The sequence below is a fragment of the Chelatococcus sp. YT9 genome, from assembly GCF_018398315.1.
Taxonomy (GTDB): domain Bacteria; phylum Pseudomonadota; class Alphaproteobacteria; order Rhizobiales; family Beijerinckiaceae; genus Chelatococcus.
This window is the reverse complement of the sequence record NZ_JAHBRW010000001.1, coordinates 246022-260605: the sequence shown is the minus strand read 5'-3', so window position 1 is coordinate 260605 and position 14584 is coordinate 246022. Positions and strand designations below refer to the sequence as shown.

The window sequence follows — 14584 nt, the reverse complement described above, 5'->3', positions numbered from 1 at the left end:
CTTGAACCGAAATGAATGACGGTTACGCGATGGTCGCACAGTATGATCTGACAGGGCGGGTCGCCATCATCACCGGCGGGACGGGTGGTTTCGGCCAGGCGATCGCCGCGCGTCTTGCCGGATGTGGGGCGATCCCGGTGCTGTGGGATTTGCCGGCCTCGCTCTCGCGGGCCGGGGAGCTCTCCCATGCCGCGCAGCCAGTGGACGTGACGGACGCGGTGAGTGTCGAGGCAGCCGCCGCTGATTTTGCCGAGCGTTTCGGTGTGCCCGACATCCTTGTCAACAATGCCGGCATCGTTGGCGAGGTGCGTCGCACGTGGGAGATCCCGGTCGACGAATTCCGCCGTATCGTCGACGTCAATCTCGTGGGTGCCTTCCATGTCTGTCGCGCGGTCGTGCCGTTGATGCTCGCGAGGGACATGGCCGAGCGGCGGGGGCGGATCATCAATGTCGCCTCCATTCAAGCGAAGGAAGGCATGCACAATGCCGCCGCCTATAGCGCCGCAAAGGCCGGCCTCGTGGCGCTGACGAAGAGCCTCGGCAAGGAACTGGCGGAGGAGGGGATTCTCGTCAACGCCATCACGCCGGCCGCTTCGCTCACCGCGATGAGCATCGATGCGCCGCCGGAGCGGCTGGCGGATATCCTGGCGCGCATTCCGATGCGTCGTTTTCTCCAACCGGACGAGGTGGCGGCGATGATCGCCTGGCTCGCCTCCGACGAATGCAGTTTCAGCACTGGCGCCGTCTTCGACCTGTCGGGCGGCCGGGCGACTTACTGAGGTACATGTCATGGCATTGCTGGGACGCGCCGTTGTCGCGATTTGGAATGATATCCTGCCGGAGGGGAAAGCCAACTTCATCGAGTGGCACAACCGCGAGCATATTCCCGAGCGCGTAGGGATCCCGGGTTTCCTGCGCGGGCGACGCTACGACGCTTACTACGGCGACCCGGCCTACTACACGTTGTACGAGGCGGAGGATGCGGGCGTTCTCGTCGGCAAGGACTATCTCGAGCGCCTGAACAATCCAACGCGTTGGACGAAGGAGGCGACATCTGCCTTCCGCAACACCACGCGTGGGGTCTGCGAGACCGTCTTTTCGAAAGGCATTGGTGACGGAGGCGTGATGATGACCTTGCGCTTCGATGCCGAAGCGGAGAAACGCGAATCTCTCTCGGATTACCTGGGAAAGCGCCTTGGCGAAGTCTCCGGCCATTACGCGATCTCGGGCGTGCATCTGTGCATCGCCGATGCGGCGGCGAGCGGCATCGAGACCGCGGAGAAGAAAGGACGCGAGGTCGGCGTGCCGAACTGGATCGTCATGATCGAGGGATCCGAGACGGCAGCGGTGGACGCCGCCACGGACCACTTGCTGCATGGTGGGCTCGTCGCGCACGGCGCGATCGAGGAGCCGGTGCGGGGCCTTTATCGTCTGGAATATTGCCTCACCGATTTCGCCCGCTGACGTCGGAGTGGGTGACGTGACGCGGCAGGAGGCGATGCGCCGAAAGCGGGTCGCAAAGTCGCCCGCCTTCCGCACGAGGCTCGCAGTGTACCCTCAGGAGCGCGGCCGGGGTGCGGCCGCGGCAGTTATACCAATGCGTTGACGCCGCTCATGTATATCCCTGCGAAGGCGATCTTGCCATCCCTGATATGGTAGAATGAGGCGTTGTGCTTGTGGTGCTCGCGGCCGGAGGGCTCGGTATTGATGACGTCGAGCTGGCAGGCGATGCGCTGGACCTCCGCGTCGAACACCCACGAAAAGTTTCCGTGCCAGATCTTCGCATAGCGGCCGAAAAGCCGCTCGAACATCGCCCGCACGCCGGCGTCCCGGCCGGTGTGGTCGAGCTGGTCGGTCTCGATGCGAAACCGACAGTCCTCAGTGAGGATCGCCATCAAGCCATCAATGTCCTTCCCATCGACGCAGCGAAAGTAATGCTCCAGAAGCGCGATGGCTTCGTCACGGGCGAGATGCGAGTGCTGGGTGACCATGACACACTGAACCTTTGCCATGAGGGGGTAAGATCCCGCCTGCGAAACTAAAAGACGCCCACGCCGTCAGCCTGGATTGTCAGATGGCGGGCGCCACCACATGAACGGTAATGTGGTTGGTTCCTACGAGAACGTCATCCGGAGTATAAGCGGAGAGAACAAAATCGAAGTCTGTATAGGGTGTGAAATTATATGGAGGCGCGCCATAATAGCCTTGAGCGATTTTGTTAATTTCACTTAAGATAAAATCGGAGCCAATATTGATGGTTCCCTGGGCCAGATGAGCGTTATCGCCGTCAGCATCAGTAAAGCGGACAATATCAGCTTGATCCAGCCAATCGGTCGCGCCATTCGATGCGCTGAGGCTTAGATCGATGTAGCTGCGGCTGAAGCTCAGATCAACGTCGATCTGAAGCGTGAAGCGATAATCTTCAAGTCGTCCGCCCTGACCGTCCAAGCCGGTCAGTACAGAAAAATCGATAGACCAGGCCGCCAGCTCACTGCGCGTTTCGGTCGCGCCGTGCACGCCGGCGACTTGGCTTCCCGAGTCGACGGTGAACTGTACACGCCCAGTCGCGTCAAGGCTTCGTACAACTGTCTCGTCGCTCCCGTTGTAGGACGCCTTTAGCGCAAGCTCGATACCCGCATAGTCGTTCCTGACGAGGCTGAAATCGTTCGGAGTGTGGCCGGGGCCAAGGTATAGATCACCAGTGGCGGGATCATATCCTGCACTGTCGATGGTAGCGTCTGTTTCGTGGTTGCGCTGACCGGCGCGAGCGATGCCCTGCTCCCAATCATAGGAGAGTGTCGCTTCATAAGTTGCTCTATCGCTCTCAAGCCCCGAATAGACTGGGCGGGCCTCAACCCAATCGGGCATCAATTGTTGCAGATCGGCTAGGAGGTCCGCATCGAAATTGCGGCTTGCCATGTCCGCGACGGAACCCTTTCCAAGGAGGATGTCGTGGACGGACTGGTCGAGACCGGGCGCAAACCTGCCTGTGAAATCGTCCACCGGAGCGCCGCCGTTCTCCAAATAGCGAGCATACTCTGCAGCGAGGCGGACAAATGCGACGTTGACGGCCTCAGCAGCTGCGCCGAGTGTAACGGTCCCGAGGACCTCGTGATCCAGCGCGGTCGGATCGTCATATCCCAGTGGGCCATCGTTTGTCAGAGCAAGCGTGCCACCATGCAACCTCGAGAGGTAATCATATTCATTGTTGAGAGAAATCCAGCGTGCCACAAAGCCATTCCCCTCAGAGGAGGAGGCGAGGCCATTGACGGTGGCGCCGGGAAGGGTGAAGTGCATTCCCTCTTCCACGAATACGCCACTGACTCCTTCGAGGTAGGGACCACGATAGAGGGCAGCTTCCCTAACGCCTGCGCCAAGGTGAACGCTCCCACCTCCCGTAAGGGTGAGGGGGAATAGTAACATGAGTGAGCCGATTTCGACCGCAGTCTCGGGTGGTACGTCGAACCCCTTCAGGTATCTGAGATCGTCGAAGCTCCAGCTTAGCGTCTTGTCACCATGATAAAGATGGTAGGCGCCGTTACCCGCGCCAAAAGTATATTCGCCTGGCAAGGTTAGATGGAGAACGCCGTCATCGAACCTTGCAATCGGTATGTCTGTTATCGAGCCGTGGGGCTGGGTCAGCGTCCCATCTAGCGCGTCAGCGATGAATGCACCGAGGTTCCCGCCATGAGCTGCCCGAAATTCTGCCGAGGCAAAGAAGGCGTTGGCGAGTTCTGGGCCGTTGAGCTGCCCGTTTTCGAAGGCCTGCGTCCAATAGGCGAGACCGGCTTGGTCAGGCCCACGCCCGAGCAGGTTCTGGTAGAACAGCGTGACAAGTTCTCCGGCAGAGACCTCTCCGCCGATTTCCGGGTGCAAGGCCTTGAATTCCGCCGAACCCGCAAACTCGTCCATGATTGCGCTGAATGAGAGAAGGCCGCCGGTATAGACGTCAGACCAGAACGTGAAACCAGCTGCATCGGGCGCACGTCCAAAGGCCCCCTGGTACAGCGCGAGCGTCGGCAAGATCTCGTTGTGAATAAGGGTATATTCAGATGAGGTGATGAAATCCTGGCGGATGGCTTCGATTGAACGGCCGCTCCCCAGCAGGCTATTCCAATACCCTTCTTCTGCTATGTTCGGCGAGCGAAACAGCAGCTCCTGATAGAGCAAATGAATCTCTGTGGCCATTGATGCTTCCCCCACCATTGCAACGGCGCGGATTACGCGAGCTGCCAGGTTAACGCAAGGGCGGAACGCCTGTGGAAACTGCCTTTGGTTTCAAATTCTTGCGAGATTTTCAAAAGTTACTCGAAATGTCATCACCGGCGATCCCAATGAGATCGCCGGTGATGTCGCTCCCCCCGAATTTATATCGTCTCAGCTTGCGAAGAAATTTTGCGTGCCGTGCGCTTCGATGGCCTCGGCGAGGCGATTCAACGCGTGGACATAGGCGGCAGTCCGCACCGATACGCCCTTTTCGCGGGCGGTGTTCCAGATCGCCCGGCCTTCGCGCTCCATGATCACGCGCAGGCGCTCGTGAATTTCCTCGAGTGTCCAGTAATAGCCCTGACGGTTCTGCACCCATTCGAAATAAGAAACGGTGACGCCGCCGGCATTGGCGAGGATGTCCGGCAGGACGATGACGTTCTTGCGTGCCAGGATCGCGTCCGCGGTCGGAGTGACCGGGCCGTTGGCGAGCTCTAGAATGAGCTTCGCCTTGATGGTCTCCGCATTTCCCTCGTGGATCATGTTTTCGAGGGCTGACGGCACCAGCACGTCGCAGTCCACGCCGACGAGTTGCTCAGCGGCAAGAGCCTGATGGCCATGGGAGCCGACGGTTGACACCACCGATTGCCCCCGTTCCTTCGCGACCAGCAAGGAATGAATGTCAAGCCCGCCGGACGCGTAGACGGCTCCCTCGGAGTCCGAGACCGCGACGATCTTGTGGCCATCGGCAGCGAGAAGGCGTGCAATATGCTGGCCTGCGTTGCCGAAGCCCTGGACGGCGACCTTCAACGTCTGGCCAAGCCCGAGATCCGCTGCGAGGTGTCGCGTCAGATAATAGCCGCCGCGCGCCGTCGCATCCCCCCGCCCGAGCGACCCGCCAAGGGCAAGCGGCTTTCCAGTGATGACTGCGGGTGCCGCCTCTCCGACGATCTGGGCGTATTCATCGGCCATCCACCCCATGATCATGGCATTGGTGTAGACATCAGGCGCGGGAATGTCGCGGTCCGGGCCGATGATGCGTGAGAAGGCCTGGATATAGGCGCGGGAGAGACGCTCCAGCTCGGCCTTGGACAGTTTACGCGGGTCAACCTGAACGGCGCCCTTGCCGCCACCATAGGGCAGGTTCATGACGGCGCATTTGAAGGTCATCCAGAAGGCGAGCGTTTCCACCTCGTCAGCCGTCGCATCGGGATGGAAACGGATCCCGCCCTTTGTCGGGCCGCGCGTATCATCGTAGCGACAGCGCCAGGCCAGGAACGATTTTCGCGATCCATCATCCATACGGATCATCAGGCGGACTTTCGTCGTCTCGCGTGCAAATTTGAGCTTCTCGATCACGTCCGCATCAATGGCGAGATGGGCGGCGGCTTCGTCCAGACGAACGAGTGCGTAATCGAGAAGGCTGCCTTCGGACATGATTGCTCCTGCTGTATGAGTGAGGGCACGCGTCTGCATAATCAGACAGCAGGAGCAGCACAAGCATTGCGCAGGGATGCGCCAAAAAAAGATGCTATTTTATGCGATGCTTACGAGATAGGCGAGATCCGCCTTTCTTCTGAGCAGTTCGGATCTTCAATGCGGAGCGGCCGGTCTGATCGTGGGTTCCTTATCATGGGTGCCGAAGCGCTCTACCATCGTAGCGCTCGCTTCATTGAGGCCAATGACATCCACCTCAAGACCATGGCGCCGCGCTTTCAGGACGATCCGGTCGAGCGCCCCCACCGCGGAGATATCCCAGAAGTGCGCCTTGCTGACATCGATGATGATCGCCTTGACAGGCTCCAGAAGGTCGATCGCGTCGAAGAAGGCGTTCGCCGTGGCGAAGAAGATCTGTCCTTCCACATAATAGGTCCGTGTCCGTTCATCGGGTGACAGGACTGACGTGACGCGGCTGAGGCGCGCCACTTTCCCGGCGAAGAACACGCCGGACAGAAGGACGCCAACAAGGACGCCTTTGGCGAGGTCGTGTGTTGCCACGACCGTTGCGACGGTCGCGAGCATGACCGCGGACGAAGGCAGCGGGTTCGCCCTGAGGCGAGCAAGGGAGCGCCAGGAGAATGTGTTGATCGAGACCATGATCATCACGGCCGTGAGCGCCGCCACGGGAACGACGGCGAGTAGATCCTGCAGTGCGATGAGCAGTACGAGCAGGAATATCCCCGCGGTGAGTGCGGAAAGCCGCCCGCGGGCGCCGGATGAGACGTTGATCACCGACTGGCCGATCATCGCGCAGCCGCTCATTCCGCCAAAGAAGGCGGATGCGATATTGGCGGTGCCTTGGCCGACGCACTCACGATTCTTGTTGCTGGGCGTATCGGTCATGTCGTCGACGATCTGCGCCGTCAGCAGCGACTCGAGAAGGCCGACAGCCGCGAGCGGAGCGGCCACCGGCAGCAATATGGCAAGCGTTTCGAAGGTCCAAGGCACATCCGGCAGGCCGAAAACCGGCAGTGTCGAAGGCAGCTCTCCAAGATGTGCAACCGTTCGAACTTCCAGGCCAAATACCGCCGTGATCACCGTCAGCACGAGGATGGCCACCAGCGGGGAGGGGATAGCGCGCGTGATCCTTGGCAGGAGATAAATGATGGCAAGCCCCAGGGCGATGAGCGCGTAAGTCGCCGGCGGCACATTGATGAGTTCCGGCAGCTGCGCCATGAAAATGAGGATCGCCAGCGCATTCACAAATCCCGTCATCACTGATTGGGACACGAAGCGCATGAGCCGGCCGAGTTTGAGGAGCCCTGCCAGAATTTGCAGAACACCCATCAGGATGGTGGCGGCGAAGAGATATTGAACACCGTGCTCCTTCACGAGATCTGCCATGAGCACGGCCGTTGCGGCGGTCGCGGCCGAGATCATGGCGGGTCTGCCTCCGGTGAAGGCGATCACGCATGCGATAACGACGGACGCATAGAGGCCGACCTTCGGGTCGACGCCGGCGATGACGGAAAAGCCGATCGCTTCAGGGATAAGCGCCAGGGCAACGACAATGCCTGAGAGCACATCGGCGCGGATATTGCCGAACCATTCGCGGCGGATCGAAGAAGTGGAAAGCATGGGCAAGGTGTTCCGCAAAGGAGGCGCACAATGAAAGGCATGCATCGGCGAGGAAGCCGTGCTGCGCAGCCTGATTGTCTTTTGCGTGGTCCGGCGGATCGGCGGCCGAAAGAGCCACCCGGATTTTCACCGGGTCCAGTCGAATGCCCCTCTCTAGCAACGGTTCATGTCACCGCGCAAGAGGACCTGCGGGGCACGTCCTCCTCATTCAGTCTTCGGACGACGCGGAACTGTGAGATTGGCTCCGGCGTTCTAGGGGGACGATCCCTCGCGAAAGCGTCCTTCGTCGCGCTGCCCGACTGCGGGTGGCTAGAGCATGAAAATGTGGGAGGTTTGGTCATGCGGTTGCCATTGATCATTGGAGCTGTTCTCGCCCTTACGACAATTCCCGCTGTTGCCCAGGACATGACTGGAAAGCGTGATTGGGATGACCGCCGCGGCTACAGTCGGGACTGGCACTCAGACCGGGACGACCGCAGAGACCGAGCTGATCGTGAGGACCGTGACGAGCAGCGGGATTGGCGCAGTTCCATGCATGAGATGCACGATCATGACCATGATGACGAAGACCATGGAGGCGGCAGCGGCTTTCTGATCCGAAGCGGCGATACACGTCTTGCCGTGCGTTGCGGTGACCGGGAGACGATGCGCTCCTGCGTGGACGCAGCATTGGTGCTGTTTGACCGGGTGCAGTCACGCGTAACGGCGGATAAGCCTGCCACAAACAATCCGCAGGCAGCACCGAGCGCTCAATAACCTGCCAGAGCAGCAAGGAAAGCCTCAGGCGCATCGCGCCTGGGCCTTCTTTCGGTCTGGGTAATCAGTCAAGCACTGGGCGATCTGCAGCGGCTGGCGGCAGATGTAGCTCGGATGCACTCCTTCCGCATCTCGTCGGGAGGAGCTTCGCACGAATCTTACAGCGCCGGCTTCATCCCGAGAGGAAGCCGGTATTTTTGCCGTCGAGACTATGCGGATTTCGATCGGCCGGAGGATGGTACAGCTGCCCCGGCTTGAACGGGGGACCTCCTGATCCACAATCAGGCGCTCTAACCAACTGAGCTACAGCTGCGCAGATCCATGATAAGCGCCCGGCGAGGGCGTGCATATCCATCAGCGAGCGGGAAACTATGCGCAACCACGCGCGAATGCAAGATCCACGTTGCATCGAATTAAATGGTGGGATGTCCCCGCTTCCCAATCCATCGATGGCACGGAAAAAACAATGTTTTCCCGTGTATTACGCGAATAAGCCCCGCGCTCGTGGCGCAGGGCCGCGGCGGAGGCGCGTCCCGCAGGCTCCTCCACCCACTGCTAAATCTCACGACAATCCACAACTGTGGTGCGCAAAGCCGCCGCTTCCCCTCGGCCTTACCGATGTCGGTTCGCCTCTTTGGCAGTCGCCACCACGTCATTGGTGTAGCGTGTCGCGGTCTCGGCGATATCCCGAACGCGCGCCGTCGCATCCTCGTACTGCCGCCGCAATTCCCGCGTCTGCAGTTCAACGGCTTCCGCCATCGAGCTCACGTTCATCAGCGAGCGCCATAGGCCGAACGTCGCATCCGTCTGGCTGCGCAAAAGGTCCAGGATTTTGCCGTTGATCTCGTTCGCAGCCCGGCTGGCCACGTTCGCGTTAGCGATCACGCTGCGGTTCCACGTGTCCCGCTGCTCCTGCGCCGTCGCGTAAGCCTTTCGCGCCTGCTGCAAGCCGCTCTCGGCGATCGCGGCAAAAGAGGAGTTCTCCTGGCGGCCACCGGATTGAGCTTGAGTGACAGATGCCCGCGATACCTTGAGCGAGGCCGCCACGGCCTCTTCTGCAAGTTTCGCAAGCTCCTCGGTCTGGCGAAGCGTCGCCTCGGCCTGTGCCGCCAGCGCGGCGGCGTCGGCCTTCGCCACGGGCTCGGGAGAAGTCACGGGCTTCTTCGAAGCGGTAGGCGCGGAGGATGGCGACGCGATTTTTTCAGGTTTGGCCAAGACGGGCTTGGACGCCGCGGCAGGCTTCGTCTCGACAGCGGCCTTGGACCCGGACGCGGGCTTCGTCTGATCGGCCGTCGGGCCATTCGAGGCTGCCTTTGGGCCTGACGCTGTTGACGGTTTGGCCTCGGCCTCTTTCCCTGAAACGGGAGCGGGTTGGCCTGCCTGAGGCTTCGCGGTGGCATTGGCACCGCTCTGGGGCGCGCCTGGTTTGGAGCCCGCGGACGCCTTCTGGCTTGCACTGCTTTGGGAGTTTGAGGTGGCTGCTTCGGTCGAGCTCACCTTTTTTTGCTCAGGCTGCCCCTGCCTGGCTGTGGTCTTGGGCGTGCCGACCTGTGGCTTGGCTGTGGCCGCGCCATCGGCCGCGGCCCTGCCGGATGGAGCGGTCTTAGCGGATGAAGATGTGTCAGGTGACTTGCGTTTGTCCATGGGTACAACTCCTCATGGGCGAATGGAATAGGATCCCAGTCATGCCGGGCCGTGAGTTCCCGCATCCGCCATACCGACAACCAGGTAAGCCGGCCCTGGCCTCCCACGGAGTACAGCCAGGACGGCCATTTGCATCTCGTGACTTCTGACAGGTCGACCTTCGAGAGGGATCTGGGCCAACCCGTCTGCGCGGGCTTGCATCTTCCTGTGCAGCTTACCGGGTATCGAACCGGAAGTTCGGCCTCAGTCACCCGGTGAGGAGACTTGTGTTTGGCCGATCTCCCGTTCGGAAAACGCATCCATCCCGATAGAGCGGGAATAATCCTATGCCTAAGATCAGCCAGCCTTGGATGTTCCATTCTTCCCGGCGGGCTTGGTCGCTGTTTGCGTTACGTCCTCACCGGCCTTCTGGACCGCGGCCGTGAAGTCCTTCAGCTGGTTCTGCAAGGAGGCAACCTGGGACTGCAGGTAGTCGGCCTGGTGCTTCATGGCCTCGCTGACATCCTTCGACTTCACGAGCTTCTGCGCGAGATCCAGGGCTGCCGTCACATTATGCTCGGCGTAGGCGAGCGTCCGGCGCGTCACATCACCCGCCCCGGCATTGAATGAATTCGGCGCGGCGAAGGTATCAACCGCTTTGTTCGCCGCATCGAGGAAGCCGGTGAAAGCCTTGCGGGCTTGCTCCACGCCCTGCTCGGCAAACTGGCGAAACTCGGCGGGGATCTCATAATGCGGGAAATTGGACTGGCTCATGGTATGCTCCTTGGGATTTATATCGGTTTGTGCGATGCAATATACATGTTGCAGTGCACAAGCGCAAGGTGCGCCAGGGCAGCTGGAGCTGGTTTCTGCTGTGCTGATCAGCCTTCTTAAGGAAACTGTCGTCCATACTATGCCATCTTGCCAGCCGCCGCATTAACACTAACATCAGGTTAGTGCGGATAGGTCGGTTGCGTGCCGTGACGGCCTGGTGCGGGGCCTGTTATTAAGGCTTCGTTAGCTATCGAGCGTTTGGCACGATCGGTATCAAAGCGGATCAAGGCTGAGTTGAAGGAGTTCAGCGCGGTGATAGCCGATCTACGGCGAGACACATCGCTGGCGCCGTTCCTGAAGTCCAGGACGGCAGTGATCGTATGGTCAGTGGCAGAGCCCCGTGTGATCTGGGCCTCGGCCGAGGCCAGGCCGCTTATTGCCGCTCTCTCTGACGATCAGACTGGGGCCTTGACCCCTGAAACGGCAAGCCGGCTTGCGCGGCTTGCCCTCCATATGCCGGCACATGGCGTCCGCCTCGAGCGGTGGCGCATCAATAGTGGCCGCCAAAGCGACATCGTGACGCTGGCCTGCCGTCCCGTTGCCGCGGGCGCCGGCGAAACCTTGCTTGTCACGGTTGTCGTCGGTGCGCTGCCGCGCGCAATGGCGGCCAGCCTGGCTTCCATGGTCCCCGAGCCGGAGGCCGATGAGCCCGGCCGCCTTGCCGGGGGAGAGCTCTCGGCGGCGGAGATTTCCAAACAGCCCCGTGACCTGCCAGCCTATATCCGCGCGCTTGCGAAGACGCGCCGAAGCCTGCGTTTCGTTTGGGCGTCCGATATCGCAGGCCGCCTCCTCAAGGTTTCGCCGGAACTCGCGACGGTGGTCGGGCCCGTGGCGGCTGATATCGTCGGGCGGCGTTGGGACGATCTGATCGGCTCTGTCGTCCATGATCCGGAAGGGAATATCGCGGCAGCCCTTGCGCGTCGCCAGACCTGGTCGCGTTCTTCGGTTCTGTGGCAGGTCGGAACCGGCGAGGCACTGCTTCCGGTGGAGCTGGGGGCGCTCGTCGTGACTGCCGATGGCGAGCCGATCTTCCAGGGCTACGGGTTGTGCCGTCTGCACGGGTTGAAGGCCTCCGAGAGCCAGTTCTCCGAGGGCCAGTCTTCTGAACTCCGAGCCTCTGCGCTCCACTCTTCCGAAGTTCCGGACCTCAAGCCTCGAGAAACCGAACTCCGGGACACCGGCTTCGAGGACGAGAGCGACCTCGGCGCCGGGAGCGATGGGGAAGAGGGACGGGATGCGGCGTCAACGCGCATCCAGAGTGAACCTTTGACGATGGTCGCCGAGGACACCGCGGCCGATGAGCCCCTCGCCCCCGTGCAGGAGCCCGGTGGCATGCCGACCGAAGAGCCTGACGAGGCGCGCGCTGAAACGGCGGAGGTTGCGAGCGCGCTGCCTTGGGAACCGGCTGGGGAGGCGCCGCCGCCCGACACGGTACAGGTTTTGGCGCAAACGAACGCGCTGGATGACGAGGGGGTCTGCGTCGCGCCCGACGTCGACCAGCTGGAGGTCGTCACGGTCGAGGTGGCAGCCGCCGAGGCCGACACCATCGAGGGCGTTGCGGCCGAGGACGTGGTCCAGACCGATCTGCCCGGGCAAGCGTCTCCCGAGCCAGCATCTGACCAAAGGTTGGCGGGGGAAGAGCCTGCCGCTGAGGACGTGGTCCCGGAAGCACCCGTCGTTATCGCGGCGTCTGCCGGGGAGGCGGTCGTTGAGAATGGGTCCTCGTCGGAGGACGCATTCAGCAGCAAAGCTGATGCCGATGCGTCTGACGACGAAGCTGTCCCGCCACCGGATGCCAACGAGCAAACGGCGCCGGAGGCCCGTGTCGAGCCGGTACGGCCGACCGATCCGCCCGCTAATGACCAGACCGCGGCGGACAGCGGCCAAGCAGCGTCGCCGCCCAGTGAAGTCGAGCCCCCGGGGCAATTCTCGGCGGTGCGCGGGCAAGTCCGCGCCACGCTCGGGGCACCAAAGGTGGTTCCCTTGCGCGTGGTGGATCCCGCTCGCGGCAACGGGGGCGAGGCGGAGGCGCGCGCGCCGCAGCGGCCATCGCTTTCGACGAACGAGCGCAATGCCTTTCGCGAAATCGCACGTGCGCTTGGCGCGCGTTATCTCGGTGAGGAAGAACCGGGCGGTGTGCCAGAGGCAGGGCCTCCGCCCAGCCCCCCGCCCAAGCCTGCGCGAGGCGGTGAGGAACAGGCGGGCTCCGTGCAACAGGCTTCTCGGGAAGCGCCGCACCATGGAGCTTCGGAAGCGGTTGATGGCAAGGCACCGCAGTCCGGCGTGGAGACAGCCCGCGCGCAGGATGGCAAGAGCGCGCGCGCGATCAACTACGTCGGCGAACGCCCTTCCTTCGCGCCGCTCACTGACAAGCTACCGATCGGCATTCTGGTCAGTCGCGGCGATGACATTCTCTATGCCAATCGCACCTTGCTCGATTTTCTGGGCTATGCCGACATCACGGGCCTCGCGGCTGTAGGCTTGTGGAACCTCTTCGCCAGCCGAGCACAGGTTGGTGATGGCGCCGCGCCCGTCGCGCTGCGGGCGGCCAATGGTGACGATCTCGCGGTCGATGCCCGACTGACGACGCTGGAATGGAACGGCGCCCCGGCGACGCTTCTGTCCTTCCGCCGGTCGGTGGAGCCGGAAATCGCCGAACGTATCCGCGCCCTTGAAGGCGAACTTGTCCTGCACGAGGGGCAGGCGCAGGAACTGAGTCAAATCCTCGACACCGCCACTGACGGTGTCATCATCCTTGACGATGCTGGCAGGATCTTGTCTCTCAATCGTTCCGCGGAAGCGCTGTTCGGCTATGATGAGGGCGATGTCGCCGGCGAGTTCTTCACTCTGCTGCTCGCCCCGGAAAGTCACGTCATTGCCGTGGACTATCTCGAAGGCCTGAAGGCCGGCGGTGTCGCCAGTGTCATGAACGACGGCCGCGAAGTCGTCGGCCGGGTCCGGCAGGGGGGGCATAGCCCGCTCACCATTACGATGGGCCGCGTAAGCGAGCCGCCGAACCGCAAGTTCTGTGTCGTCGCCCGCGACATGACGGCCTTCAAGAAGGCCGAGGCCGACCTGATGAAGGCGAAGAGGGCGGCCGAGGAGGCGAGCGCCCAGAAATCTGACTTCCTCGCCAAGATCAGCCACGAGATCCGTACCCCGCTGAACGCCATTATCGGTTTTGCCGAGGTGATGCAGGAGGAGCGCTTCGGTCCCATCGGGAACGAGCGCTACAAGGAATATCTGAACGATATCCATGTCTCCGGCGGGCATGTCATCAGCCTTGTCAACGATCTCCTCGATCTCGCGAAGATCGAGGCAGGGCGGCTCGACCTCAATTTCGCGAGCGTCAATCTCAACGAGGTCGTCGCAGGCTGCGTGGCTCTGATGCAGCCTCAGGCGAGCCGCTCGCGCATTGTGCTACGCACCTCGCTTGCGCCGAAACTGCCGCCCGTCGTGGCGGATGAGCGCGCGATGCGCCAGGTTGTTCTGAACATTCTCTCGAATGCGGTGAAATTCACCGATGCCGGTGGGCAGGTGATCGTCTCTTCAGCCCTGACGGACCGGGGTGAGATCGCGCTCAGGGTGCGTGATACCGGCATAGGCATGTCGCCGGCCGAGATAGAGCAGGCGTTGGAGCCGTTTCGCCAGCTCGCCACTTCTCGTCGCCACGGCGGCACCGGGCTTGGCCTGCCGCTGACCAAGGCGCTGGTGGAGGCCAACCGCGGCGCGCTGTCGATCACCAGCGCCAAACGCGAGGGAACCCTCGTCGAGATCGTGCTGCCGCGCACGCGGGTGCTTGCCGAATAGGCGGCGCCCATTGTTCCTGCCGGGTGCCTCAAAGGTGAACAACTCGTTAACTGTCCGTCATCCCGGCTCTATTAACTCTGTGGCAACTTTACATCGGGCCGCCTGTCCGGCCGCATATTGCGCGACATGCTCTTTCTCAGGCGCAAAATGCCACGCTGGCGTTGTGGGCATAAACCAAGGTGGGCCTATTCCAGTCGTGGCGTTGACAGCTTTTCGTCCGACGCGCGTATGTGAGCAATTCCAGGACAAGTAAATACAAGTCCGCTTCGGAATTGCG

Annotated in this window: 10 protein-coding genes, 1 tRNA gene and 1 other annotated feature; of the genes, 4 read left to right on the top strand and 7 right to left on the bottom strand. The window is 61.8% G+C overall.

What is annotated here, in order from left to right:
* The first annotated feature begins 29 nt into the window (after positions 1–29).
* Both KIO76_RS01135 and KIO76_RS01130 read left to right on the top strand, forming a co-directional pair.
* Positions 30–779 (top strand): SDR family NAD(P)-dependent oxidoreductase, encoded by a 750-nt coding sequence (locus KIO76_RS01135; RefSeq protein WP_213324926.1) that lies wholly within the window; start codon positions 30–32, stop codon positions 777–779.
* Between the two features lie 10 nt (positions 780–789).
* Complete coding sequence (locus KIO76_RS01130) at positions 790–1464, top strand: DUF4286 family protein (RefSeq protein ID WP_213321087.1); 675 nt, start codon at positions 790–792, stop codon at positions 1462–1464.
* Positions 1465–1589: 125 nt separating this feature from the next.
* Here KIO76_RS01130 and KIO76_RS01125 read toward each other — a convergent pair whose 3' ends face one another.
* The 4 genes from KIO76_RS01125 to KIO76_RS01110 form a co-directional block, all read right to left on the bottom strand.
* On the bottom strand, positions 1590–2012 hold the full coding sequence (locus KIO76_RS01125) for a nuclear transport factor 2 family protein (RefSeq protein WP_213321086.1): 423 nt from the start codon (positions 2010–2012) through the stop codon (positions 1590–1592).
* 58 nt (positions 2013–2070) lie between these two features.
* Positions 2071–4188, bottom strand: a complete 2118-nt coding sequence (locus KIO76_RS01120; protein WP_213321085.1) for a DUF4214 domain-containing protein — start codon at positions 4186–4188, stop codon at positions 2071–2073.
* Between the two features lie 189 nt (positions 4189–4377).
* Positions 4378–5643: a Glu/Leu/Phe/Val family dehydrogenase gene (locus KIO76_RS01115; RefSeq protein ID WP_213321084.1), complete on the bottom strand. Its 1266-nt coding sequence runs from the start codon at positions 5641–5643 to the stop codon at positions 4378–4380.
* A 156-nt stretch (positions 5644–5799) separates the two neighbouring features.
* Positions 5800–7284 carry a SulP family inorganic anion transporter gene (locus tag KIO76_RS01110; protein ID WP_213321083.1) on the bottom strand — a complete coding sequence of 495 codons (1485 nt, stop codon included), beginning with the start codon at positions 7282–7284 and terminating at the stop codon, positions 5800–5802.
* Between the two features lie 84 nt (positions 7285–7368).
* Positions 7369–7424 (bottom strand) — a sequence feature (sul1 is cis-regulatory element that is thought to sense ions involved in sulfur or methionine metabolism; They are found in Alphaproteobacteria).
* A gap of 199 nt (positions 7425–7623) precedes the next feature.
* Here KIO76_RS01110 and KIO76_RS01105 point away from each other — a divergent pair.
* The gene (locus KIO76_RS01105) at positions 7624–8040 is read left to right on the top strand and encodes a hypothetical protein (protein WP_213321082.1); all 417 of its coding nucleotides are present in this window, start codon (positions 7624–7626) and stop codon (positions 8038–8040) included.
* Between the two features lie 236 nt (positions 8041–8276).
* Here the strand turns inward: KIO76_RS01105 and KIO76_RS01100 are convergent.
* From KIO76_RS01100 to KIO76_RS01090, 3 genes are all read right to left on the bottom strand, one after another.
* Positions 8277–8353 (bottom strand) — tRNA-His (locus KIO76_RS01100).
* A gap of 299 nt (positions 8354–8652) precedes the next feature.
* Entirely contained in the window at positions 8653–9195 is a 543-nt protein-coding gene (locus KIO76_RS31515; RefSeq protein ID WP_213321081.1) for a phasin family protein, read from the bottom strand.
* Positions 9196–10020: 825 nt separating this feature from the next.
* On the bottom strand, positions 10021–10437 hold the full coding sequence (locus KIO76_RS01090) for a phasin family protein (protein WP_213321080.1): 417 nt from the start codon (positions 10435–10437) through the stop codon (positions 10021–10023).
* A 312-nt stretch (positions 10438–10749) separates the two neighbouring features.
* Here KIO76_RS01090 and KIO76_RS01085 point away from each other — a divergent pair, with 312 nt between their 5' ends.
* Positions 10750–14307 (top strand): ATP-binding protein, encoded by a 3558-nt coding sequence (locus KIO76_RS01085; protein WP_213321079.1) that lies wholly within the window; start codon positions 10750–10752, stop codon positions 14305–14307.
* The last annotated feature ends 277 nt before the right edge of the window (positions 14308–14584 follow it).

What these genes read in the sequence shown, in the direction of transcription:
- KIO76_RS01135 (WP_213324926.1), top strand. Translation starts at nt 30, where the DNA reads ATGGTCGCACAGTATGATCTGACAGGGCGGGTCGCCATCATCACCGGC.
- KIO76_RS01130 (WP_213321087.1), top strand. Translation starts at nt 790, where the DNA reads ATGGCATTGCTGGGACGCGCCGTTGTCGCGATTTGGAATGATATCCTG.
- KIO76_RS01125 (WP_213321086.1), bottom strand. Translation starts at nt 2,012, where the DNA reads ATGGCAAAGGTTCAGTGTGTCATGGTCACCCAGCACTCGCATCTCGCC.
- KIO76_RS01120 (WP_213321085.1), bottom strand. Translation starts at nt 4,188, where the DNA reads ATGGCCACAGAGATTCATTTGCTCTATCAGGAGCTGCTGTTTCGCTCG.
- KIO76_RS01115 (WP_213321084.1), bottom strand. Translation starts at nt 5,643, where the DNA reads ATGTCCGAAGGCAGCCTTCTCGATTACGCACTCGTTCGTCTGGACGAA.
- KIO76_RS01110 (WP_213321083.1), bottom strand. Translation starts at nt 7,284, where the DNA reads ATGCTTTCCACTTCTTCGATCCGCCGCGAATGGTTCGGCAATATCCGC.
- KIO76_RS01105 (WP_213321082.1), top strand. Translation starts at nt 7,624, where the DNA reads ATGCGGTTGCCATTGATCATTGGAGCTGTTCTCGCCCTTACGACAATT.
- KIO76_RS01090 (WP_213321080.1), bottom strand. Translation starts at nt 10,437, where the DNA reads ATGAGCCAGTCCAATTTCCCGCATTATGAGATCCCCGCCGAGTTTCGC.